Below are 22,620 nucleotides of genomic sequence, written 5' to 3'. Positions count from 1 at the left end.
GTTTAAACTAGCACAGAATCCCTTGACGCTTCGCCCGCGCTTGCGAGAGCCGTCCTCTCACTTCAAGCCGAAATCCGCCAAAGCCGGCTCGCGCAGGCAATTTCTCGCACTGACCTTCTCCAACTTTTTAAAAGCGCATTGCCAATCCGCGGGCGCAAGCGGAGTACGCAAACGGAGTATAAGAGTGCTTGAGAGCAAACGAAGATGCGCGCTTGACGGAATCAGAACAGCACACAGCAAAAAGCCCAGCCGAGAGGCCGGGCTTTTTGCTTGTCTTGGTTCACCAGAACCCGGTTACGCAGCTTCGTCGGCAACGGCAGCATCATCGCCATCGGCTTCCATGTCGCCGTCGGCCTCGGCGTCCATCTCCGCCTTGGCACCGCGGCGGGGACTCTTGGCCAGTTGCCCCTCGATCTCCTTGACTGCTTCGGTCTCCGTGACGTGCTGAACGACCGCAATCTCGCGCGACAGACGATCAAGCGCAGCCTCGTAGAGCTGACGTTCGCTGTAAGACTGCTCGGGCTGAGATTCCGATCGATAGAGATCGCGGACCACTTCGGCGATCGCAACAATGTCCCCGGAATTGATCTTCGCTTCATACTCCTGCGCCCGTCGCGACCACATGGTGCGTTTGATGCGCGCGCGGCCCTTCAAGGTTTCGAGCGCCCGCTTGACCAGACCAGGCTCGGACAGCTTACGCATGCCAACATTGGCAATCTTCGCCGTCGGTACCCGCAGTGTCATCTTGTCCTTGATGAAATTGATGACGAACAGTTCGAGCTTGGCTCCGGCAATCTCCTGTTCTTCGATCGCCAAAATCTGGCCGACACCATGCGCCGGATAGACCACAAACTCGTTGGTCTTGAACCCCTGGCGCTGGGTCAGAACCTTCTTCGGCTCCTCGACGTGTGCGGCAGCCCTTGCAACAGACTTCGTATTGACCGCAGGCTTATTGGCCATGGTTGCTTTCGCAGCGGACTTTACAGTCGGCTTGACAGAGGTCCTTGAAACTACCTTCGAGGCAGACGCGGTCTTCGAAGCAATCGTCTTCGAGCCGGCTTTCGAAGCAGCGGTCTTAGAAGCAGCGGTCTTAGCGGACATCCTGGCGGTCTTGCTTGGCATTTCGCCTCTTTTATTTCTTGAGGATTTTCCGGCCGAGCCCTTGGCAGCCGTCGTTCGGGTGATCGGGGCAGCAGTCCGGGTACGAACTTTTGCTGCACCGCGGTGAGGGGTAGAGGCCCTCGAGTTCGTTTTTGAGTTCGTTTTTTTGCGTGTTTTCTGTGACACAGCCTGCGCGCGGGTATTCCCACGCCTTCCTGGATGTTCACGCCAGAGCCCTTCCGGACCCATAAGCAGGTAAAAGCATCGTCGAATTCGAAAACCTGCTCAGTTTAGCACATTTTCCGCGAAAATCAATGATTTATGCTCGCCCGCCCGCACTCTGGCGGGACTTCCGGCGCTTCTGGTCGCAAAAAGGTAAATAGTGGCCAGTAAACGCCTGCCCCAAAATCAGACGCCTAAAACACGCCGGAAAGACTCAGTCCCCTGCACCGGGATTTGAAGAAAAATATTTCTCAAATTTGCCATTTTGGCCCTCAAATTCCTTGGCGTCCGGCGGAGCCTCTTTCTTCTGCGTGATGTTTGGCCAGCTCTTGGCGTATTCGGCATTGACTTCAAGCCACTTCTCGAGCCCCGGCTCACTGTCCGGCTTTATCGCTTCGGCGGGGCATTCCGGTTCGCAAACACCGCAATCGATGCACTCATCCGGATGAATGACGAGCATGTTCTCGCCTTCGTAAAAGCAATCGACAGGGCAGACTTCAACGCAATCGGTATATTTGCATTTGATACAGGCATCGTTGACGACGTAAGTCATCCAAGGCTCCGGCACGCTCAGTTTTGCAGGCTGGGGTAGCGCAGGAATAGCACTGCCGCAAGCGGGGGAACCGCTCAGCGGGCGTAAGTTATCTATGAACCGCGACTGAGGAACCGGATCGAAACGGGCGACCACGGTCGCACGCGCGGGTGCAGCTGAATCACAATCTAGCCATCGGCTCCGCCGGAAACATCCGACATGTCGTCATAAAGGGTTCGTGCTGCGGTCGAACCGCCTCGCCGTTCGGCAAATCCCGTGACCTTAAGGATACGGATGCCTCGCTCCAGTCTGATCGTGAGCACGTCAGACATTTTGAGGGAGTGACCGGGGGATTTCTCCCGTATGCCGTTGACACGAACATGGCCGGCCTCGACCAGCGCAGCAGCTTGGGTACGGGCTTTGACCATCCGCGCATGCCACAACCATTTATCGAGACGCTGGCGCTCCAACACACCCAACGGGTCACTCCAATCGCGAAACCACGCCGCTAGCACGTGCTCCGTAAAAGTGGATACCGGTTTTGCGATCAGAATACGCGCAAGTTATTGATTGAGAGCATCCGGATTTCACTCAGCCGGACATGCTCTCAGGACCGACCGTTCAATCCTTGCGGCTGGCAAGCTGCTCTTTGAGTGCGGCCAGTTTGGCAAACGGCGAGTTCGGATCTATCGACTGCTCGCGCTCGCGCGGCGCGCTGCTGGCGTAGGGACGATGCGAGGGTCCGGCGTCGGAGCGCCCCTCGCGACCGCCCTTGCGGGAACCCTGAACCCGACCCTTATCCTGGTCCCTGTCCCGCCCCTTGTCTTTGAAGCGCTCGCGCGGACGCCCCCCCTTGCCTTCACGCGATTCCCTCTCGTTCCCCGCGGGCGCGCTTTCGGCTGCCCCACCGGCAGACTGTCCACGCCGGCCTCGCCCATACCGCTCGCGCCCTTGCGCTCCCTCGGACGTCTCTTTGTCAGCGGTTGCCGGCTGCGGGCCATCCGGCCGCGCCTGTTGCCGGCGATGCCGATTGCGATCGTGACGCGGACGCCGATCGGCGGACCGACCGCCGGGCCGCCAGACCTCAATCATCGCCGGCGCGCCGTCCGCCTCAGCCGGTGCCGCAACATTCGCGGCGATCTCGGCGGAGACCGCATCGCCTTCGATTGGGCTCCCGGCAACAACGGGCGCGGAATCAGTCGGCACACCATTATTGATGGCCGCCTCGCCGGCGTTGGAAGCCGCCGAGGCCCCGACGGCTGGCGATGCCGCGGACCGCTCCTCGGCAACTTCAGTCGCCGCTTCGACGGTCGTCGCCGCGACTCCGGATGAATCCGCATCCACCGCGGTCTCCGGTTCAACATGTCCGATATCGGCTGTATCCGCGCGGTCGGAAACAGACTCCTGACCCTCAAGCACGCCATCCATCGCAGCCGCTTGCTGCGACGCGCTTTCCGGTACTTCGCCAGAAACCGCTTCCGCGGTGATCCCCGTCACAGGACCGCTCTCCGTTGCAGGTGGCGGTACCGGACACCGCTCCATGCGATAGCCGAGGGCGCTCAAGATGGAGGCGAAATCCTCACCAGCAGTGCCCGCGAGCGACGTCATGGCCTGCGTCACGACAAACCCGCGGCCATCGAATGCGCCGGCGGGCTTTTCGCCGGGCGCCCCTTCCCGCCAGGACAGCGCCGGACGGATCAGGTCGGCAAGCCTTTCGAGAATATCGACGCGGACGGCGCGTTCGCCACATTGCCGATAGCCGAGGGCGCGATAGGCGTCGCGATCGAGCAGCTTGTCCGCCGGGAACGAAGTGCGGCCACTACTTGCGAGATGCTGCGCGCTGGACAGCGCCGAAAGGTCGGCATTCTCCTGCTTCAGTGCCCACAACAGCGAGGCCAGCGACCGCGCAGCCGGCTTCAAAAGCAAGGGGAAATAGATATGGTAGGCGCCGAAACGCACCCCGTATTTGCGCAAGGACGAGCGCGACGGCTGATCGAGATCCTTTAGTTCCGCAGCGACCTTTTGCCGCTCCAGCACGCCGAGCGCCTCGATCAACTGGAAGGCAATGCCGCGTGCGATACCGGTGATATCCTCCGCTTTAGACAACTCGAACAGCGGCCCGAGAAGCTTCTCGATATGGGTTTTCAGCCATAGATCGAGCCTGGCTTGCACCGCCTCGCGCGGCGCTCCGGTCAGCCGTTCGTCGGAAATGATCCGCAGCCGCGGATGCAGCGCGTCGTCTGCGGCCACCAGTCGCGCCACCGCGTCTCCCGTCCAGCGAATGGTGCCATCCGAGGTCAGCACAAACTGGTCGTCCGCCGCCCCCGACAATTTCTCCGCGCGCGCCTCGATTTCGCCAGCTAGCGCCTTTTGCGCGATCGCCTGCAAGGCCTTGGCTTCGGAACCCGCCTCCGCCGCATCCGGCGCGAACGTAAATCCGTCGAGACGGCCGATCACATGGCCCTCAACGATCACCTCACCCGTCTTGCCGATTTCCGTATCCAACATCGTGTTTTCCCGCAGGCGGCGCATCAATACACTGGTCCGGCGGTCAACGAAACGCTCCGTAAGCCTTTGGTGCAGCGCATCGGACAATTTATTTTCGACCTCTCGCGAAATTGCCTGCCAGTGCCCGGGATCGGCCAGCCAGTCCGGGCGATTTGCCACGAAAGTCCAGGTCCGGATCTGCGAGATCCGTCCCGACAAGGTATCGATATCCCCGTCGGCACGATCGGCCTGCGCGACCTGGGCCGCGAACCAGTCGTCAGGAATCTTGCCTTCACGCATCAGAAAGCCAAACAGTGTCGTCACCAGTTCGGCGTGAGCCGCCGGCGCGATCTTGCGATAATCCGGAATTTGGCAAGCGTCCCACAGCCGCTCCACCGCAGCCGCGCTTTGCGCCATGGCGCGCACCTCGACGTCGCGCGCCGCGTGATCGAGCACCCGCAAATCTTCGGCAATCGGCGCGCGGGTCAGTGCCTCGTGCGAAGGAGTCAGCGCCAGCGAGACTTGCAAGGCGCCGAGCGAAGAAAAATCGAGATCGGAATTGCGCCACTGCAGCGTTCTGACTGCCTCAAAAGTGTGGTTCTGCAGCGCGTCCACGAGTTCGGGCTCGAACGGCGCACAGCGCCCGGTGGTGCCGAAGGTGCCGTTGCGAGTGGCGCGGCCGGCGCGGCCAGCAATCTGCGCGAATTCAGCCGGCGTGAGCCGGCGAAACTGGTAGCCGTCGTATTTACGGTCCGAAGCGAAGGCAACGTGATCGACGTCAAGATTGAGACCCATGCCGACCGCGTCGGTGGCGACCAGATAATCGACGTCACCGGATTGGAACATCGCAACCTGCGCATTACGGGTGCGCGGGCTAAGCGATCCCAACACCACCGCTGCCCCGCCGTGTTGGCGTCGGATCAGTTCGGCAATGGCGTAAACCTCGTCCGCCGAGAAGGCGACGATCGCAGTGCGGCGAGGCTGCCGGGTGATCTTGCGGTCGCCGGCGAATTCAAGCTGGGATAGCCGCGGGCGCGTGACGATACTCGCGCCAGGCAGAAGCCGCTCGACGATGGGGCGCATGGTGGCTGCGCCGAGCAGCAACGTCTCGTCGCGGCCACGCCGGCGTAGCAGGCGGTCGGTGAAAACATGGCCCCTTTCAAGGTCGGCCGCGATCTGGATTTCATCGATGGCGAGGAAAGACACGTCAAGATCTCGCGGCATCGCTTCGACGGTCGAGACCCAAAAGCGCGGGCGGGCCGGCTTGATCTTCTCCTCACCGGTGACCAGGGCGACGGAATCCGCCCCGGCGCGGTCGACAATCTTGTTGTAGATCTCGCGAGCGAGCAGGCGCAGCGGCAGGCCGATAATGCCGGAGGAATGCGCCAGCATCCGCTCGATGGCCAAGTGGGTCTTGCCAGTGTTGGTCGGACCGAGCACTGCCGTCACGCCCGCGCCGGGCGCGCGACCGTTGCCGGGCGGAGATATCGAAGATGAAAAGGCCATATTTTCCGAGGGCTTTTGCGGCGCTAGCGGAGCGGGAAGGCGAATGTCAAATCCAAAGCTCCACTGGAGGCTATTGGCGTGGCTCAATCGATCCCAACATTTGCGTAGGCACCCTGCTTGCAGGGGACGCAACCGCACCACGGGATCGGATGTGTTTCACAATGCGACGCATGCCGAGCCGCAGCTTAAGCTTTGGAACGAGTCCGGAACGAATCGCGCCCGAATCGCTGACTCCTGATCTATCTGGCTTCGTTCACCGCAACATCTCGTGTTTGAATGGACCTATGGAAACTAGATCAAGTTCTGCGCCGCTTAACAAGAGCAGCAATTTCTCTTAGTTTATGAATCCATGGACGCATGAATTCGACAGCAGGAGTCAACAGGATTCTCTTGCAGCGAAACGACCCTGTCGCCGGTCCCGCCCAGTGCCAACTCCTACCGGGTTTTAGCTGCCGTCTGCGGCGGTATGGCCGTCGTGCGGAACTCGGTCGCCTCCAGCTTGCCCGTGCCTAGCGGCGTTGGAATCGTCAGACGATAGGGTACGAGCACGCGTGTGCCGGCGATCGGCGCCAGCCAGATCTCCATGTTGCGCTCGGCGGCGAGATATTTGATCGCGAAGCGGTCCGGGACGTAGCCGGCGATCGGCGAAAAAAAGATCGCACAGACCACGACCGGGCCTTGATAGCCTTTTCCCGACTTCACCATGTCCATGCGCTTGAAGTCGAGGCGCAGGTCGTAGCGCATGCGGCCGTCGAAGATCCCGGTCGAGGCATGACAGGCGCTGGGGCCGAGCGGGTCGGTAGTGCCGGGAGCCCGCAGCAGCGTTGCGCTCATTGGATCGAACACGCCGCGCTTGTGCGCATCGTTGACCGGAATGCGCTTGGGGTCGACCGGTGGGCTCGGCTCGATGACGAAATCCTTTACATTGCCGCCCGCCAGCGACATGCGAATGGTCTCGGATTTCTTGGAGGACGAGATGGTCGCAATATAGCTCGCGGGAATCAACGCGCCGTTGACGATGCGGCCCTGCGAGGAGCCCGTGCCGGTCCCGTGGGCAAGCGCCTTTAGAAGCCCCGTGGCGCCCCCGCTTGCCGCGGCCGAATACTGATCGTCGAGGATATCGACTGTCCAGGCGCCGGTGCCGACGAGAATCCCCGCCAAGGTGACGTCATAGCGAGCCTCAAGCTTGCCCTGCGCCGCCGCCGGCGCCGCCACCGTCAACATCGCGGCAAACATGGCAAACGGCACGCCGGCCAGTTGCCAAATTGAACAAAGAATCCATCGGAGCAACGTCGTCCGGCATAAGCTCACAACGGGTGGCCCTGCATGTCTCCGTCTGGTCCCGAATATTCTAACAGACTTGGCTTTCCCAAGCCTGCAGACTATCGCCGGTTGTAACGACCGTTGAATCCTCATCTAAGCAGAAGCCACCGAGGGAACCCAGCCCGGCACATCTGCGAACACGTGAAAAAACAGGGTCGGCTCGGGATTACCGCTTCGGGCCCTGACAAATCTCGGCCTCCTCTGCAACACCGTGGTCGATGGCCATCCGTCGATACGGATTGCGCCCTTTATATGATGCAGGGCACGATGCAGGCAACGCGCGCAGAAATCCGGCCAGAATAATGAGGCGGATGGGGTTCATGAGCGCAAATAAGCCGAGTTCGGTCCCGACGCCTTGACGCCCTGCTGCTGTCCCCCTATACGTCCGGCGTTCCTAAAATGGACACGATTTCGAACCCCGAGCCCGCCTTGAAGGCAGATGCCGGGGACGACAGAGGATTTTCGTATGTCCCGGCGCTGCGAACTGACGGCCAAGGCTCCTTTGGTGGGCCACAGGGTCAGCCACTCCAACATCAAGACCAAGCGGCGCTTCCTGCCGAACCTGGTGAACGTCACCTTTGTGTCAGAAACTCTGGCCAGTTCAGTCCGGTTCCGGGTGTCGACCCATGCCCTGAGGAGCGTGGACCATCGCGGCGGTTTCGATGCCTTCCTGTTGAAGGCGAAGGACTCAGAGCTTTCACCGAAAGCGGTCGAGATCAAGCGCCAGATCCAAAAGAAGCAGACCGCCAAGGCCGGCTAGAGCCTTTCCGATTCTTAGCAGGACTCTATCATTCGATCTGACGCCTTTTTCTTCACGCGAACAGGTCTCCATCCTCGGGTCAAGCCCGAGGACCATGCTTCGCTCGAAAACGCTATAGTAACAGCAGCTCCGATTGTCCGCCTCGAGCGCTGGCCCTCCCCCCTTCAATTCTCGACCAGCGTGAACTGCATCAGCAGCGTGCGCTGGATCAACGAAAAATTGTCATCGGACACGAGCGTTAGAACGACTTCTCCATTGTCGTTCACGAACGCACTGAGTCCTTCGAAATTGTCGATCTCCTGTCCGAGATCGGCATCGAAAATCGAGGGGCCATCCACCAGCGCGCCGGGCACGATCGCATCGATCTTGATACGGCGGATGCGGACACCGATGCCGCCTGTCAGCGAGAATTTGCGTTCGAGGATCAACAGGTCCCCCGCAGGCAGCAAACAGGCGTCGCTGACATCGAAATTCTCGGTCCGATGGATGGCGAACCGGCCAGGCGAGGGTCCGCCGATCAGGAACGCGATGATATTGCGACCCGTATCGAGCCCACGTTCGGAGATCGCGATCAGCGTACCGCCGAGCGGTCTGTCGCGTGGAACGACCACCATCGCCTCAATGCCCCTGTTGAACGGCAACCCGCGGATCGCCCCCGGCACCTCGACCTCTTCTCCCCGCGCGCGGGTATATCCCCTGTCGAAATCGAAGCGCATGATCCGGTTGGCCCGCTCGATGCCGACATAGACCAGCGATCCATCGAGCGCGATCGATTCAGTATCGAACCAGCCGCGCGCGGTGATCGGCTTGCCATCGTGTCCTAGCATCGGCGCGGCCTCGACGTCCGCGAGCCCGACCATCTCACCGACCGTCCCATAGACGATGCGGCCGGTGAACCAGGTGCCTTTGTCGCTGGCGGAAATGAACTGTTGCCCTTTTGAATCAAGCAACAAGCTCGACAACCCTCCGAAACCGCGAAACGAGGAGGTAAGGATCAGCCCGCCGCGAAAGGCGAGCGATCCGAAGCGGGTACGCGAGTGATCGCGCAGATCGAACGAGGCGACATGCCGGGCGTTAACGGCAATCGACACCGCCGCTGGCGGCGTCAGCTCGTCAGGCGGCGGTTGTTCAGGCGCGTGGGTTGCGAATCTCGCGCTGGCCACGGAGGGGTTCGTCAACAGCAGGCCGGTTGACATCACGAAAAGCAGGCTGCGGCGATCGATCAATGGTGCCATTCGCGAAGGACCGATCTGTCCGTGATGCGTCCCATACGCAGCACGGCATGTTGGCACCGCCGGGGATGCTGCGGACACCGCTGTGTGTAATGGCCCCGCTTTTGCGAAGCAACGCGTTTGCATCCCGTTCGGGATGCCACCAACGCGCGCCGAGCGACTACGAATGCAGCTTGCGCGGGCGGCGTACTGGCGCCGGCGGCGGATCATGCGTCTCGCTGAACAGTTCGGCGAGCTGTTCAGTAATGGCGCCGCCGAGTTCTTCGGCATCCACGATGGTCACCGCGCGGCGATAATAGCGCGTCACATCGTGACCGATGCCGATGGCAATCAGTTCGACCGGAGATCGGGTTTCGATTTCCTCGATCACCCATCGCAGGTGACGCTCGAGATAATTTCCCGGATTGACCGAGAGAGTGGAATCATCGACCGGTGCACCGTCAGATATCATCATCAAAATTTTACGCTGCTCGGAACGGCCCAGCAGCCGCTTATGCGCCCAGTCCAGCGCCTCACCGTCGATGTTCTCCTTGAGCAGACCCTCGCGCATCATCAACCCGAGGTTTTTCCGGGCCCGCCGCCAGGGGGCATCGGCGGCTTTATAAATGATATGACGGAGATCGTTGAGCCGCCCCGGCGTGACCGGCTTGCCGGCGGCGAGCCACGCCTCACGCGACTGCCCACCCTTCCAGGCTCGCGTCGTGAAGCCGAGAATTTCGACCTTGACGCCGCATCGTTCCAGCGTGCGTGCCAGAATATCGGCGCAGGTCGCGGCCACCGTGATCGGCCTGCCTCGCATCGAACCGGAATTGTCGAGCAGCAACGTCACCACGGTATCACGGAAGGTCGCCTCTTTCTCGTGCTTGAAAGATAGCGGCTGATAGGGATCGATCACCACGCGCGCCAACCGCGCCGGATCGAGAATGCCTTCCTCCAGATCAAACTCCCAGGCGCGATTTTGTTGCGCCATCAAGCGACGCTGAAGGCGATTGGCGAGCCGCGCCACGATGCCCTGCAGGTGCGCAAGCTGCTTGTCGAGATAGCTACGCAGCCGCTCCAGTTCGTCGTGATCGCAGAGGTCTTCAGCAGCGATGATCTCATCGAATTTTGGCGCGAAAGCGTGATATTCCGGGCCGCGCGGTTCATTGGCGCCCCTCACATTGGGCCGCGTTGCCTCGCCGGGCATCTCATCCTCAGCAAGGTCGCCATCCTCGAAAGCGTCGCTCGCGGAAGCCTGCGCGCTTTCCATGGCGCCGTCCGGCATTTCATCAGTCGCATCCTGCGCCTGATCCGCATTCATCTCCTGGGCGGCCTCGCTGTCGAGCGAGCCTTCCGCGCCGGACTGATCGTTCTCGCCCTCGCGGTTGTCGTCCTGGTTCTCCTCCTTCTCTGTCTCGGTATTGGTGTCGTCACCGAGATCGAGCTCCGACAACAGGTCGTGCACGAGGTCGCCGAACTTCGCCTGGTCCTCGGTAAAATGGCTGAGCTGATCCAGCCGAGTGCCGATCTTGTCTTCCAGGAACGGTCGCCAAAGATCGACCACCTTGCTCGCGGCGGTAGGCGGCGGCAGGCCGGTTAGCCGCTCGCGCACCATCATCGCCAGCGCATCCGACAGCGGCGCGTCGGCACGGTCGGTGATCTCGTCGTATTTGCCGCGATGGAAATGATCGTCGAGCATCGCAGTCAGATTCTTTGCGACCCCTGTCATCCGGCGAGAACCAATGGCCTCGACCCGAGCCTGCTCTACTGCGTCGAATACGCCCTTCGCCTGCGGATTACCGGGCATCAGCTTGCGGTGCACTTTCGGATCGTGGCAGGCGATCTTCAGCGCGATGGAATCCGCATGACCCCGCACGATCGCCGCGTCGCGCCTGCTCATCTTGCGCCCGGGCTCGGGCAGCCGCGCCTTACCCGGCGACAGACCGGGCCGCTCGATGGCAAACGTCACTTCAAGCTCAGGTTGTCGGGCGATGGCGCGCAGGCAGGACGTCACCGCACGCTTGAAAGGCTCGGTCGGCGCTTCCTTCGGCGCGGTACGGAACTTGTTACTGGGTGATGCGGTGCTCATAACGCCTTTCCCTCTCCCCGCGCGCGGGGAGAGGTATACAGAATCAACTCAACGCCACGTTGACCGCGGATTCGCTCAGTTCGACGTTGAAGCAGCGTTGGTAGAACTCAGCGACCAGCGGACGCTCGAGTTCGTCGCACTTGTTGAGGAAGGTAACGCGAAAGGCAAAGCCCAGATCGTCGAAAATCTCGGCGTTCTCCGCCCAGGTGATGACGGTACGTGGGCTCATCACCGTGGAGAGATCGCCGTTGGCGAAGGCATTACGCGTGAGATCCGCTAACCTCACCATTTTACCGACAGTATCGCGGCCTTCTGGCGTGCGATAGCGTCGGGCCTTGGCCAGAACAATCTCGACCTCGTTGTCGTGCGGTAAATAGTTCAGCGTGGCAACAATGTTCCAGCGGTCCATCTGCGCCTGATTGATCTGCTGGGTGCCATGATAAAGGCCGGAAGTGTCGCCGAGACCAATGGTATTCGCCGTCGCGAACAGGCGGAACGCCGGATGTGGCTTGATGACTCGGCTCTGATCGAGCAGCGTCAAGCGCCCTGAAGATTCCAGCACGCGCTGGATCACGAACATCACGTCCGGACGGCCGGCATCGTATTCGTCGAAGCACAACGCCACATTGTTCTGGTAGGCCCATGGCAGAATGCCGTCGCGGAATTCGGTGACCTGCTTGCCGTCCTTGACCACGATCGCATCCTTGCCGACGAGATCGATCCGGCTGATGTGACTATCGAGATTGACGCGCACGCAAGGCCAGTTCAATCGCGCCGCCACCTGCTCGATATGGGTTGATTTGCCGGTACCATGATAGCCGGTGACCATGACACGGCGGTTCTTGGCGAAGCCGGCGAGAATTGCCAGCGTGGTTGCGCGATCGAAGCGGTAGTCGGGATCAATATCCGGCACGTGCGGATCAGCCCCGGAATAGGCGGAAACCTCGAGATCACTGTCGATTCCGAACACCTGCCGCACCGACACCTTCATGTCTGGCAGGCCTGCGGAGGTTTCGTTTTTGGTCATGGCGGCGGTCGTCATCAATCCTCCGAGGTTCGGGGGGCGCTCCCGAAACCAGGACGCGCATGGCTACGGATGAGAGGCCCGCGCGAAATTTAGCAGAGAGCAGTAGCCGGCAGAAGCCCGTCAGACGATCAAAGTTCCATTGGGATATCATCGAGATATGCACCAAATGCAGATTTTGAAGGACTGCTCCGCGAATCAGGCCCGCTCAGCCAAAATTTTACCGGAAGAACTCTTGAACCAAGGAAACCTTGGAGACATTTGGTGTAACTAGGCGCCAGCCGGGGCGCGAGGACTTTCGTGACCGATTTCATCGCGCATTTGAGCAGCCTCGTGGCCGCCCATGCAGGGCTCGCCTATTCCGCGGTCTTTCTCGCTGCGTTGCTCGAAGCCGTTCCGGTGTTCGGCTCGCTCATCCCCGGTTCGACAATCATTCTCGCAATGAGCGCCCTGATCGGCAGCGGCGAATTGAAACTTTTACCGGTCATGCTTGCCGCGATCGTCGGGGCCGTCATCGGCGACGGCAGCGCGTTCTGGATCGGGCATCGATCCGAACGCGAAATCCTCGGGGTCTGGCCGATGTCGCGCTATCCCGGCCTCGTCGCACAGAGCAAAACCTTCTTCAATCGTTATGGCACGCTGGCCGTATTCTTTGCCCGCTTCGTCGCACCGGTACGCGCCCTGGTGCCGCTGACGGCCGGCGCGCTGGGGATACCGCCGTTGCTATTTTCTACCGTGAACATCCCGGCGATCCTGCTCTGGGCTTCCGCGCATATCTTGCCCGGCGCGCTCGCAATATCGGCGCTGCATCATTATGGCGGGCTACCTCATCATTTCGGCAAACTGATCTGGATTGCTGCCGTGATCGTCGTAGCCGCGACCATCGGCGCCGGGACATGGTGGCGTTACCGCGGGCGCGGCTGCAACGTGTCTGCCACTGTGGATAAGCGAACCGGCTAGTGGTCCGGTTCTAACATTCGCATCCCGGTTCAGCAGGCGCTTTTGCGGGGATTGGAACCACGGGACCACTAGCAACTCGAAACTTCTAGTGGAGTTTTGGATTCTACATTCGCAATGCGCGCCCGCAGCAGGTGGGGTGCGAATGTCAAATCCACTCCACTCGCTATCATTGGAGCGATCATGACCAAACCTCTTGTGGTGTCCATTCCACACCGCCTCGGCAAGGACGAAGCGGTGCGCCGGATGAAAGCGGGACTTGGCAGCGCCCGAACGCAATACGCCCAGTTAATCCAGGTCAATGAAGAACTGTGGAGCAGCGACCGCCTGGTTTTTTCCGTCACGGCCATGAAACAGCAGGTATCGGGAATTATGGACGTCTCCGAAGACCATGTTCGTCTCGAAGTGACATTGCCCTGGCTGCTCAGTCGCCTGGCCCACGGAATTCAGGGCGTGATTCAGAAAAAAGGCACGCTGATGCTCGAGAAAAAAACGGATGAACGTTGACAGGTGACGCCAACGTTCGATGGGACCAGCGCGAGGCGACGCCTCACGCGCTGCGCACGACCGTCTTCAGGTAATTGTATGCCTTGATGATCTCGATCAGGCGATCTTCCGTCGAGCGATCGCCGCCGTTGGCATCGGGATGATGCTGCTTCACCAGCATCTTGTATTTCGCCTTCACTGTTTCGAGCGTCGCGTCGGCGCCGAGCCCCAATACTTGTAACGCCTTGCGCTCCGCGTTGAATATCTTGCGCGTCTCGGGTTTGGCTTCGGAGCCTGACCCCGGACCGGGACGCCATTTTCCGCGGCCATTGAGTTCACCGAACACGCTGAAGGGATCGGCCATTCCCTCAAGGTCGATGTCGCCAGACTTGCCTTTGCCCTTGGTGCCGTTGGCGCCCATCTTCCAGGTCGGACGGTGGCCGGTCAGCGCATCCTTCTGATAGCGCGCGACTGCGTCCGCATTCATGCCCTGAAAGAAATTGTAGGACTGGTTGTACGCGCGAACATGGTTGAGGCAGAAATGGAAATACTCGCGCTCATTGCCGCGGCCTTTCGGTGCGCGGTGCGATCCTCTGCTCTCACAGTCCGGCCACTCGCAAGCGACCACTTCCTCGCGCGCGCGCGGTTGCTTCGCACCGGCCCTTGGCTTGATGCGGATGCTATCGAAGAATTTCGACGAATCTATCGGCATGATGTGTTTGACACCGCAATGCTCTAGGCTTCAAGTCTTGACATCGCATTTATTCCGTCCGGCATCCGCGCCATTGACGGAAACGAACGATGGGCGTTAAGTCGCTCGCCATGAGCGTGAAGGATAGCATCTCGCAGAAACTCAACGAAGCTTTCGCGCCAGAAAGCCTCGATGTCGCCGACGAGTCGTATCTTCATGAGGGTCACGCCGGCCATCGGCCGGGCGGCGAGACGCATTTCCGTATTCATATTGTGTCGCGGGCTTTCGAAGGAAAGAGCCGGGTCGAGCGTCATCGGATGATAAATACGCTGCTCGCCGCGGAACTGGCCGGACCCATTCACGCGCTGGCGATTCGGGCGACGGTACCGGGCGAACCGGGAAGCTGAGTGCGGGGCACGCGGACACAAGGCCCGTCCCTCGTGGTGGTTTCAACTGGATGTGGATAGTCCGGCCGGCAAGAGCCGCTTCGAAGCAGCGTGTCCATCGCCAGCGCACACGCCGTTCAAAATTCACCTTGCGCTTTTATCGGATATTAACCCGCTTTTCAGTACATCGGAGCAGACTACCTCCGTGTTACGGCAAAACGCGAACGCAATAGGACGTAACACATTCGGATTCGACTCGCTGGAATCATCCATGGCCGAAGCAGCCTCGACGGCGCTCATCGCCGAACTGGAAAGTGCGGTGAAGGGCGGCTCATCCGAGCGACGGCTCCAGATGCTTCGCCAGGTCACCGACCTGTTCCTGTCCGATGCCGACCGGCTCAACGAAAATCAGATCGGCGTCTTCGATGACGTTCTCGTCCGGCTGATGGAGCAGATGGAGGCGCGCACGCTGGCGCAACTCAGCACGAACCTTTCGGGGTCAAGCCTCGCGCCGAAGGAGACCGTCCGGCAACTTGCTTATCATCAGGATGAATCAGTCGCAGTACCGGTTTTGACAAGATCAAACAGACTGTCTGACGGCGACCTGATTGAAATCGCGAGCCTGCGCGGGCCGCAGCACCTGCTCGCCATATCGCACCGCGATACTTTGAGCGAGGGAGTGACCGACGTGCTGCTTAAACGCGGCGATTCGCGGGTCTCCCATACGCTGGCCAAGAATGCAGGCGCGCGCTTCTCCGAAACCGGCTACGCGGTTCTGGTTGAAAGCTCCGAAAAGGACGATTCTCTCGCTGAGAAGCTTGGGCTGCGGTTGGACATCCCGCTCAAGGTGCTCCGCGAACTTCTTTCTCGAGCCAGCGCTGCGGTGCGAGAGCGTCTGCTCAAGGCGGCGCCCCCTGAAATGCGCGCGAAGATTCAAGCTGCGATCCAATCAGTGGTCGAACAGATCGCCTCGCCCAGCGTGGCCCCGGTCAACTACGCCGAGTCGGAGTCGATGGTCCTTGCCCTGAACCGGGCCGGAAAGCTCGGCGACCAAACCATCAACCGGTTTGCGATACAGGGTGAGTACACCCACATCATTGCCGCGCTCGCGCTGTTGAACTCAGTGAGAACCGAAGCAATCGAGCCGCTGATCACCAACCCTCGCCCCGACGGATTGATCGTTGCCTGCAAGGCCGCGCGGCTGGACTGGTCAACGACCAATATGATCCTTCGCAATCGCCCGCATTGCCGTCCTCTGACCAAGCAGGAATTCGAAAGCGGCCGCGAAGTGTTCGACGCGCTCTCTCTGTCATCAGCGCAACGCACCATCCGGTTCTGGTCCGCGCGCGGCTCAGCGAGGAAAGCCGATGCGCCGGACACGGCGGTCGCCATTTCGGACATCTGAGCCATGAGTTGGGGCAATCGGAAAGACGACCGGGTGACGTTCGCTACCGGCTATTCCGTCCTGATGATGGGAATCGACGGAACATGGCAACGGTCATGCACCATGCTGGACATCTCCAACAGCGGCGCGCGGCTTCAGGTGAAAGACTCGATCGAAGGATTGAACCTCAAGGAATTCTTTCTGCTCCTGTCATCGACCGGCCTCGCCTTTCGTCGCTGTGAGCTCGTCCGCGTCAATGGCGATGAGATTGGCGTCAAATTCGTTGAGGACAAGGTTCCGAACAAGAAGAAAGGCCGGGCGCTTGCCAAATCCGATTCGTGACATAGCGCGTTTTTGAGCGAAGCATGTCCTCGGACTTGACTCGATGATGGATACGCTACTGCCCGCTTCGAGCGGTTCTAGATCGTCTCCACTCCGCGCGGCACCGGCTGAATGCGCAGCGCCGTGATGCGATTGCGCTCGCGACGCAAAACCCTGAAGCGAAAGCCGTAAAAGGTAAAATTCTGGCCACGCTCCGGGATCGAACGCGCCTCGTGAATCACGAGGCCTGCGATGGTGGTCGCCTCCTCGTCTGGAAGATGCCAGTCCATGGCGCGATTGAGATCACGGATCGGCACCGAACCATCCACCACGACCGAACCGTCGGCTTGTTGCCGAACCCCGGCTACGACCACATCGTGCTCGTCGGAGATATCGCCGACGATCTCCTCGAGAACGTCTTCCAGCGTCACCATGCCCTCGACTTCACCGTATTCGTCGACCACCAGCGCGAAGTGAGTCTTGCGGCGGCGAAACGCCTTAAGCTGATCGGAAACTGGGCGCATCTCCGGCACGAACCACGGCGGCAGCGCAATCGCGTTGACGTTGATTCGGGCAATATCGCCCTCCGAGGCGTGGATCGCCCGCAATAGATCCTTGGCATGGAGCACACCGACAATGTTCTCCGGCTTGTCGCGCCAGAGCGGAATGCGGGTGTATTCGCTAACAAGCACCTCGCGGACGAGGTCCTCGGGGGGCAAGTCGGCATTGACCGTCACCATCGCGGTGCGATGAACCATCACGTCCGACACCGCGAGATCGCCGAAGCGGAACACATTCTGGATGTATTCGGCCTCACCGCTTTCGATTCCGCCGTGTTCGGCGGATTCACCGATCAGCCCTTCGATCTCCGCGCCGGTCAACACGTCATGTTGCGAGACTTCCTTGACGCGAAGTGCACGCAGGATGGCGCGCGAGGCCGAATTGAGCAGCCAGTTCAGCGGGTAAAACAGGATGTAGGATACATACAGCGGATAAGCGATCCACTGCGAAACCGGCTCCGGCTGCCGGATCGCCAGGGTCTTCGGCACCTGCTCGCCGATCACGATGTGCAGCGACGAGAACACAAGAAATCCGGTCAGGAACGAGGTCAAATGCAGCGCCGGTTCCGGCATGCCGAGCGGCCGCAGCAGAGGATCGAGCAGGGCCGCGACCGTTGGCTCGCCGATCCAGCCGAGGCCGAGAGATGCCATGGTGATGCCGAGCTGGCAGCAGGCGAGATAGGCCTCGATGTTGCCCAAGATGTCGCGCATCAGCCGCGCCCCGAACCGACCGCGTTCCACCATCGCCTTGACGCGATAGCCGCGGCTTTTCACCAGCGCGAATTCCGCCGCAACGAAGAACCCGTTGGCAGCAAGCAGCAGCAAGGCGAGCAGTATCTGCAGGAAAGTCGAACTCATTGCGGCCCCACGGCCTTGCCGAACTTATCCGATTCGACCATTCACATCCCCCACACCAGGCATTGCCTGCGAATGTCAGAATCAAAGTTGCTGTAAGGACATTGCGACGTCGGGATCAACACTTGATCACGTTCACGACTTTGAATCGAATCGACCCAAAATCATGACCGTGATCGATTCCAATATTTGGAGCGGGATGCGGACGGAAAACCGCCCCACACTTTTTCTCATCCCGCTCTATAGCGTTTTCGAGCGAAGTGGGAACCGGTTCGCGTGAAGAAAATGCGTCAAATCAAGATCATAGAGCCTCGCTTCTGATTCCATCAGAAGCGAAAAGGCTCTAGGCCGGTGCGTCTGCGAGCTTGCGGACCAGAAAATCCCGTACCATCGAGGGCTCGACGTCCGATGACACGACCGCCTGACCGATCGCCTTCAGCAGAATGAAGGTCAACCGGCCGCGCTTCACCTTTTTGTCTTGCGCCATCAGCGCCATAAGCGCGTCCGCATCGGCCAAGCCTTCTTGCTTGAATCCGGCGATGTCCTGCAAGCGCGTCGGCAGACCCGCCGCCGCTAGGTGCCGCTGGATGCGAGACACATCGGCAGCCGCGATCATTCCGAGTTGCGCCGAGAGTTCGGCGGCCAACACCATGCCGATCGAGACGCCCTCGCCGTGATAAAGGCGACCGCAAAATCCGGTGGCTGCTTCCAGCGCGTGGCCGAAGGTGTGTCCGAGATTGAGCAACGCACGCTCGCCGGTCTCGCGCTCGTCGCGAGCGACGATGGCAGCCTTGGCGCGGCAGCTAGTGGCGACCGCGTGCTCGCGCGCCGCGCCGCCCTGGACGATGCTTGCATGATTGGCTTCCAGCCACGCGAAGAACGCCTCATCGCCGAGCAGGCCGTATTTGGCGACTTCGGCATAGCCAGCGCGGAACTGGCGCGGCGACAACGTATCCAGCACGGCAGTGTCCGCGACCACCAAGATCGGCTGGTGAAAGGCGCCGACCAAATTTTTTCCCTGCGGCGAGTTGATGCCTGTCTTGCCGCCCACGGACGAATCTACCTGCGCCAACAGCGAGGTCGGCACCTGCACGAAATCGACGCCACGGCGTACGATCGCGGCGGCGAAGCCCGCGAGATCGCCGACCACGCCTCCGCCAAGCGCGACAACAAGATCGTTGCGCTCGATCCTGGCCTTGATCAGTTCCTCACAGACAAATTCGACGCCTTCGTAACTCTTTGAGACCTCCCCTTCGTCGACGACAATCCGCGACGTTGCGAGACCGGCACCGATAAGCGATGCCTCGGTTCGCTTAAGCCAATGGGTGGCAACATATTCGTCTGTGACGACGGCGACGCGTGCGCCGGGACGCAACGCGGCGATTCGCTCGCCTAGCGACGGCAGGATGCCCCGGCCGATGACAATGTCGTAGGAACGCTCACCGAGCGCGACGTCAACGGTGATCGGGTCCGGGTTTTTCAGCGGAGTGGTCATTGCGTGGTGTTAAATCCCTCATCAGTTTTTTTTGCAGTCGTTTCGCCGCGGCAAAGCCCGAGATGAAGCAGGCCGATGCATTCATCGACGATCCGTTCGTACGGCGCGTCGCGCGAGACGACCGTGATATTCGCCAGCTGGTAGATGGGCTCGCGCTCGGCGATCAGCCGCTCGATCGTCGCGGCCGCATCGCCCGTTTGCAGCAAGGGTCGATCGGCTCGGCGCCTCACCCGGCGCAGAATCACCTCGGCGTCCGCCTTGAGCCAGATCGAGACCGCCCGCTCGCACAGGCGCGCCCGGGTTTCCTCGCGCAGCACGGCGCCACCACCGGTCGCGAGCACGATCGGGCCCCCATTCAACAGCCGCGCGATCACGCGCGCTTCGCCATCCCGGAAATGGGGTTCGCCATGGGTTTCGAAAATTTCGGGAATCGACATTCCGGCCGCGAGCTCGATCTCGACGTCAGCATCGACGAATCGCATCCCGAGACGCGCCGCAAGACGCCGCCCGATGGTGGACTTGCCGGCTCCCATCATGCCGACAAGCGCCAGCGACCGCCCGGCGAGCGCCGCGACTATGGCGGTCTCGGGGGATGCGCCGACGTTGGTCGGTGAAACGGTTTCGGACGTCAAAAGACACCTGCTGGAACGCGGTTGCACGTTTGAAGTGGATTTGACATTCGGCCCTTCCATGGTTTCCGGCGGCGAATGCTCGAATCCAAAGCCCACGACAAGTCGGGACCGCTCATCCCGGCCAGCTATACTACTCTCGTCAAGGAGGTTGCCAGAGACTCTTGCGCCTGGCTTGCGAACATGTTGGTACTTGTTGCGCTCGCCTGAAGGTAAATATCGTGCTCGGGACTGCAAATGCCCAGCCTGTTCCGCTTTCTGACAATCGTCGCGGCGCTCGGTGCGATCGGCTACGGCGTAATTTTCGGGCTGGCGAATTTCGTCGACCCGACGCCGCGGGAAATGACGGTGACCATCCACCCGGATCAATTTCTCAAGAAATAGCTGCTACCCCTGCGGTATGAAATCCGATAATTCCCCCGACGCGAAGCTGGCCACCCTGTTCCTCGACATGCTGGCGGCCGAGCAAGGCGCCGGCGACAACACGCTCGACGCCTACCGCCGGGATCTCGAGGACTTATCCGCATTCCTCACCCGCTCGCGGCAGAATTTCGTCATCGCCGGCACCCAGACGCTACGAGACTATCTCAATGACCTCGACCTGAGGGGGTTTAAGTCATCAAGCGTCGCGCGGCGTCTGTCAGCGATGCGTCACCTGTTTCGTTTTCTGCTGAGCGAACGCGTCAGGAGCGACGATCCGGCGGCCATCCTTTCGGGTCCAAAGCGCGGACGCAGCCTGCCGAAAATCCTGACGATAGCTGATGTCGACCGCCTGCTCGCGCGCGCAAAGATGGATGCCGAATCTCCGGACATCTCACCTGCCCGGCGATTGCGCGCGGCGCGGCTGTATTGCCTGCTGGAAGTGCTATATGCTACCGGGCTCCGCGTATCCGAACTGGTCTCGCTACCGCTGTCGGCGGCGCGGCGCGATGCCCGCATGATCGTGGTGCGCGGCAAGGGCAACAAGGAGCGATTGGTACCGCTCAACAACGCGTCACGGCAGGCGATGGCAGACTATCTTGTCGCGATGGACGATCAGCGCGGCGCAGGCAAAGCCGCAGGAGCACGGCCAAAATGGCTGTTTCCATCGTTCGGCGAAAGCGGTCACCTGACACGCCAGCACTTTGCGCGTGAGCTGAAGGAACTCGCGGCGGCGGCCGGTCTCGCGCCCCGGCTGGTCTCACCGCACGTGCTGCGCCATGCTTTCGCAAGCCATCTGCTGCATAACGGCGCAGACCTGCGAATCGTACAGACGCTGCTCGGCCATACCGATATCTCGACCACGCAAATCTATACGCACGTCGTGGAAGAGCGCCTGAAAAGCCTGGTACGCGACCTGCACCCGCTGGCGGAGGCCTGACCGGCGTTCATGCGCAGACGCCATCGAACAGACCATTGCGACCCGACCCTGACTTCAAGTATTCCGCTTCACCCTTGACTTAACGCCCATCAGCCGCGAAAGAGCGCTCGCGCTCAACTGTACCTAACCAGCCATCGGGCCCCCAGCCTCACCCACTTTCTAAATATTTGAACAAAAAGACTTTTCTCTATCCGATCGATAGATTTCGCCTCCACGCGCCTTCGTCTCTATACTGCTGGAATGCCCGATCCCATGCGTAGCTACCTCGATTTCGAAAAACCCGTCGCCGAACTCGATTCCAAGATCGACGAACTCCGTGCGCTCGCCGCCTCCGGCAGCGACATCAGCGAGGAGATTTCCAGTATCGAGGAGAAGGCCGCGCAGGCTCTGAAGGATCTCTACGCCAGCTTGACTCCCTGGCAGAAAACCCAGGTGGCACGGCACCCGCAGCGTCCGCACTTCTCTGATTTCGTCAAGGGGCTGATTACCGAGTTCACGCCGCTGGCCGGCGACCGAAAGTTCGGCGAAGACGAGGCGCTTATCGGCGGCTTCGGCCGCTTCCGAGGCGAAAGCATCTGCGTTATCGGACAGGAGAAGGGCGCAACCACCGAAAGCCGGCTGAAGCACAATTTCGGGATGGCGCGCCCGGAAGGCTATCGCAAGGCGGTCCGGCTGATGGATATGGCCGACCGTTTCGACATTCCCGTGCTGTCGCTGGTCGATTCCGCCGGAGCTTATCCCGGCATCGGCGCCGAGGAGCGCGGCCAGGCCGAGGCGATCGCGCGCTCGACCGACGCGTGCCTGTCGCTCGGCGTCGCCAATATCGCCGTGATCATCGGCGAGGGCGGCTCCGGCGGCGCCATCGCGATCGCCACCGCAAACCGCGTTTTGATGCTGGAACATGCGATCTATAGCGTGATCTCGCCGGAAGCCGCGTCGTCTATCCTCTGGCGCGACGGAAGCAAGGCGCAGGAAGCAGCGACCAACATGAAAATCACCGCGCAGGATCTGCTGCGGTTCGGCGTGATCGACACCATCCTCAAGGAGCCGCGGGGCGGTGCACACCGCGATCCCGCCGCCACTGTCGCGCTTGCCGGGGACGCTATCGCCGACGCGTTGAACGATCTGCGTACTCTCGACCGCGACTCGCTTCGTAAGCAGCGCCGCCAGAAATTCCTCGAAATCGGGCGTAAACTGGGCTGAGTACCAAGCGCTTTACCCACGTTTCGACGACACAAATC

21 protein-coding genes are annotated in these 22,620 nt (G+C 60.8%); 9 read left to right on the top strand and 12 right to left on the bottom strand.

All coding sequences use genetic code 11. The annotated features are described in order from the left end of the window. Positions 1-294: 294 nt before the first annotated feature. The 5 genes from ACZ5IL_RS02585 to ACZ5IL_RS02565 form a co-directional block, all read right to left on the bottom strand. Positions 295-1,350, bottom strand: coding sequence for a CarD family transcriptional regulator (locus ACZ5IL_RS02585; RefSeq protein WP_464594980.1), 1,056 nt, complete (start codon positions 1,348-1,350; stop codon positions 295-297). A 187-nt stretch (positions 1,351-1,537) separates the two neighbouring features. Beyond that, a complete protein-coding gene (fdxA, locus tag ACZ5IL_RS02580) occupies positions 1,538-1,876 on the bottom strand; it encodes a ferredoxin FdxA (RefSeq protein ID WP_079445480.1) in 339 nt (112 codons plus the stop codon). Positions 1,877-2,043: 167 nt separating this feature from the next. Then, on the bottom strand, positions 2,044-2,325 hold the full coding sequence (locus ACZ5IL_RS02575) for an RNA-binding S4 domain-containing protein (RefSeq protein ID WP_425909613.1): 282 nt from the start codon (positions 2,323-2,325) through the stop codon (positions 2,044-2,046). Between the two features lie 151 nt (positions 2,326-2,476). Continuing rightward, positions 2,477-5,848: a helicase-related protein gene (locus ACZ5IL_RS02570; RefSeq protein ID WP_464594979.1), complete on the bottom strand. Its 3,372-nt coding sequence runs from the start codon at positions 5,846-5,848 to the stop codon at positions 2,477-2,479. A 435-nt stretch (positions 5,849-6,283) separates the two neighbouring features. Then, positions 6,284-7,084 (bottom strand): DUF3108 domain-containing protein, encoded by an 801-nt coding sequence (locus tag ACZ5IL_RS02565; protein ID WP_464594978.1) that lies wholly within the window; start codon positions 7,082-7,084, stop codon positions 6,284-6,286. Between the two features lie 553 nt (positions 7,085-7,637). Between ACZ5IL_RS02565 and rpmB the strand changes: the two genes are divergently transcribed. Further along, positions 7,638-7,931: a 50S ribosomal protein L28 gene (gene rpmB, locus ACZ5IL_RS02560; RefSeq protein ID WP_464594977.1), complete on the top strand. Its 294-nt coding sequence runs from the start codon at positions 7,638-7,640 to the stop codon at positions 7,929-7,931. 164 nt (positions 7,932-8,095) lie between these two features. Here the strand turns inward: rpmB and ACZ5IL_RS02555 are convergent, their stop codons facing one another. From ACZ5IL_RS02555 to cobS, 3 genes are all read right to left on the bottom strand, one after another. Next, entirely contained in the window at positions 8,096-9,166 is a 1,071-nt protein-coding gene (locus tag ACZ5IL_RS02555; RefSeq protein ID WP_464594976.1) for an esterase-like activity of phytase family protein, read from the bottom strand. A 157-nt stretch (positions 9,167-9,323) separates the two neighbouring features. Further along, positions 9,324-11,231, bottom strand: a complete 1,908-nt coding sequence (cobT, locus tag ACZ5IL_RS02550; protein ID WP_464594975.1) for a cobaltochelatase subunit CobT — start codon at positions 11,229-11,231, stop codon at positions 9,324-9,326. Between the two features lie 43 nt (positions 11,232-11,274). Further along, a complete protein-coding gene (cobS, locus tag ACZ5IL_RS02545) occupies positions 11,275-12,273 on the bottom strand; it encodes a cobaltochelatase subunit CobS (RefSeq protein ID WP_464594973.1) in 999 nt (332 codons plus the stop codon). Between the two features lie 282 nt (positions 12,274-12,555). On the opposite strand from cobS, the gene ACZ5IL_RS02540 reads away from it, so the two are divergent. Then, entirely contained in the window at positions 12,556-13,215 is a 660-nt protein-coding gene (locus ACZ5IL_RS02540) for a DedA family protein (protein WP_464594972.1), read from the top strand. A gap of 180 nt (positions 13,216-13,395) precedes the next feature. Continuing rightward, entirely contained in the window at positions 13,396-13,719 is a 324-nt protein-coding gene (locus tag ACZ5IL_RS02535) for a polyhydroxyalkanoic acid system family protein (RefSeq protein ID WP_464594971.1), read from the top strand. Positions 13,720-13,762: 43 nt separating this feature from the next. Here ACZ5IL_RS02535 and ACZ5IL_RS02530 read toward each other — a convergent pair whose 3' ends face one another. Continuing rightward, positions 13,763-14,410: a J domain-containing protein gene (locus ACZ5IL_RS02530; RefSeq protein ID WP_464594970.1), complete on the bottom strand. Its 648-nt coding sequence runs from the start codon at positions 14,408-14,410 to the stop codon at positions 13,763-13,765. Between the two features lie 110 nt (positions 14,411-14,520). On the opposite strand from ACZ5IL_RS02530, the gene ACZ5IL_RS02525 reads away from it, so the two are divergent. The 3 genes from ACZ5IL_RS02525 to ACZ5IL_RS02515 all read left to right on the top strand — a co-directional run bounded on the left by ACZ5IL_RS02525 (position 14,521) and on the right by ACZ5IL_RS02515 (position 16,501). Continuing rightward, positions 14,521-14,796 (top strand): BolA family protein, encoded by a 276-nt coding sequence (locus ACZ5IL_RS02525; RefSeq protein ID WP_079445540.1) that lies wholly within the window; start codon positions 14,521-14,523, stop codon positions 14,794-14,796. A 250-nt stretch (positions 14,797-15,046) separates the two neighbouring features. Then, on the top strand, positions 15,047-16,180 hold the full coding sequence (locus ACZ5IL_RS02520) for a DUF2336 domain-containing protein (RefSeq protein ID WP_464594969.1): 1,134 nt from the start codon (positions 15,047-15,049) through the stop codon (positions 16,178-16,180). A gap of 3 nt (positions 16,181-16,183) precedes the next feature. Then, positions 16,184-16,501, top strand: a complete 318-nt coding sequence (locus tag ACZ5IL_RS02515) for a PilZ domain-containing protein (RefSeq protein WP_079445466.1) — start codon at positions 16,184-16,186, stop codon at positions 16,499-16,501. A 77-nt stretch (positions 16,502-16,578) separates the two neighbouring features. On the opposite strand, the gene ACZ5IL_RS02510 is transcribed toward ACZ5IL_RS02515, so the two are convergent. From ACZ5IL_RS02510 to ACZ5IL_RS02500, 3 genes are all read right to left on the bottom strand, one after another. Further along, positions 16,579-17,898, bottom strand: a complete 1,320-nt coding sequence (locus tag ACZ5IL_RS02510; protein ID WP_464594968.1) for a hemolysin family protein — start codon at positions 17,896-17,898, stop codon at positions 16,579-16,581. A 340-nt stretch (positions 17,899-18,238) separates the two neighbouring features. Continuing rightward, positions 18,239-19,390 carry a 3-dehydroquinate synthase gene (gene aroB, locus ACZ5IL_RS02505; protein ID WP_464594967.1) on the bottom strand — a complete coding sequence of 384 codons (1,152 nt, stop codon included), beginning with the start codon at positions 19,388-19,390 and terminating at the stop codon, positions 18,239-18,241. Beyond that, the gene (locus tag ACZ5IL_RS02500) at positions 19,387-20,022 is read right to left on the bottom strand and encodes a shikimate kinase (protein ID WP_464594966.1); all 636 of its coding nucleotides are present in this window, start codon (positions 20,020-20,022) and stop codon (positions 19,387-19,389) included. Before ACZ5IL_RS02500 ends, aroB begins: the two co-directional genes overlap by 4 nt. Positions 20,023-20,256: 234 nt before the next feature. Between ACZ5IL_RS02500 and ACZ5IL_RS02495 the strand changes: the two genes are divergently transcribed. From ACZ5IL_RS02495 to ACZ5IL_RS02485, 3 genes are all read left to right on the top strand, one after another. Further along, positions 20,257-20,403, top strand: coding sequence for a histidine kinase (locus ACZ5IL_RS02495; RefSeq protein WP_464594965.1), 147 nt, complete (start codon positions 20,257-20,259; stop codon positions 20,401-20,403). A 16-nt stretch (positions 20,404-20,419) separates the two neighbouring features. After that, on the top strand, positions 20,420-21,379 hold the full coding sequence (xerD, locus tag ACZ5IL_RS02490; protein ID WP_464594964.1) for a site-specific tyrosine recombinase XerD: 960 nt from the start codon (positions 20,420-20,422) through the stop codon (positions 21,377-21,379). Between the two features lie 240 nt (positions 21,380-21,619). Then, positions 21,620-22,582, top strand: coding sequence for an acetyl-CoA carboxylase carboxyltransferase subunit alpha (locus ACZ5IL_RS02485; RefSeq protein WP_425907711.1), 963 nt, complete (start codon positions 21,620-21,622; stop codon positions 22,580-22,582). The last annotated feature ends 38 nt before the right edge of the window (positions 22,583-22,620 follow it).

It is taken from the genome of Nitrobacter sp. CN101, assembly GCF_055390255.1.
Note: the sequence above shows the minus strand (reverse complement) of the source record. Positions and strands in the feature narration are given on the sequence as shown.

Bases quoted from the DNA above. Each gene is read 5' to 3' on its own strand.
- ACZ5IL_RS02585 (WP_464594980.1), bottom strand. From the start codon at position 1,350: ATGGGTCCGGAAGGGCTCTGGCGTGAACATCCAGGAAGGCGTGGGAAT.
- fdxA (WP_079445480.1), bottom strand. From the start codon at position 1,876: ATGACTTACGTCGTCAACGATGCCTGTATCAAATGCAAATATACCGAT.
- ACZ5IL_RS02570 (WP_464594979.1), bottom strand. From the start codon at position 5,848: ATGGCCTTTTCATCTTCGATATCTCCGCCCGGCAACGGTCGCGCGCCC.
- ACZ5IL_RS02565 (WP_464594978.1), bottom strand. From the start codon at position 7,084: ATGTTTGCCGCGATGTTGACGGTGGCGGCGCCGGCGGCGGCGCAGGGC.
- rpmB (WP_464594977.1), top strand. From the start codon at position 7,638: ATGTCCCGGCGCTGCGAACTGACGGCCAAGGCTCCTTTGGTGGGCCAC.
- ACZ5IL_RS02555 (WP_464594976.1), bottom strand. From the start codon at position 9,166: ATGGCACCATTGATCGATCGCCGCAGCCTGCTTTTCGTGATGTCAACC.
- cobT (WP_464594975.1), bottom strand. From the start codon at position 11,231: ATGAGCACCGCATCACCCAGTAACAAGTTCCGTACCGCGCCGAAGGAA.
- cobS (WP_464594973.1), bottom strand. From the start codon at position 12,273: ATGACGACCGCCGCCATGACCAAAAACGAAACCTCCGCAGGCCTGCCA.
- ACZ5IL_RS02535 (WP_464594971.1), top strand. From the start codon at position 13,396: ATGACCAAACCTCTTGTGGTGTCCATTCCACACCGCCTCGGCAAGGAC.
- ACZ5IL_RS02530 (WP_464594970.1), bottom strand. From the start codon at position 14,410: ATGCCGATAGATTCGTCGAAATTCTTCGATAGCATCCGCATCAAGCCA.
- ACZ5IL_RS02525 (WP_079445540.1), top strand. From the start codon at position 14,521: ATGAGCGTGAAGGATAGCATCTCGCAGAAACTCAACGAAGCTTTCGCG.
- ACZ5IL_RS02520 (WP_464594969.1), top strand. From the start codon at position 15,047: ATGGCCGAAGCAGCCTCGACGGCGCTCATCGCCGAACTGGAAAGTGCG.
- ACZ5IL_RS02515 (WP_079445466.1), top strand. From the start codon at position 16,184: ATGAGTTGGGGCAATCGGAAAGACGACCGGGTGACGTTCGCTACCGGC.
- ACZ5IL_RS02510 (WP_464594968.1), bottom strand. From the start codon at position 17,898: ATGAGTTCGACTTTCCTGCAGATACTGCTCGCCTTGCTGCTGCTTGCT.
- aroB (WP_464594967.1), bottom strand. From the start codon at position 19,390: ATGACCACTCCGCTGAAAAACCCGGACCCGATCACCGTTGACGTCGCG.
- ACZ5IL_RS02495 (WP_464594965.1), top strand. From the start codon at position 20,257: ATGCCCAGCCTGTTCCGCTTTCTGACAATCGTCGCGGCGCTCGGTGCG.
- xerD (WP_464594964.1), top strand. From the start codon at position 20,420: ATGAAATCCGATAATTCCCCCGACGCGAAGCTGGCCACCCTGTTCCTC.
- ACZ5IL_RS02485 (WP_425907711.1), top strand. From the start codon at position 21,620: ATGCCCGATCCCATGCGTAGCTACCTCGATTTCGAAAAACCCGTCGCC.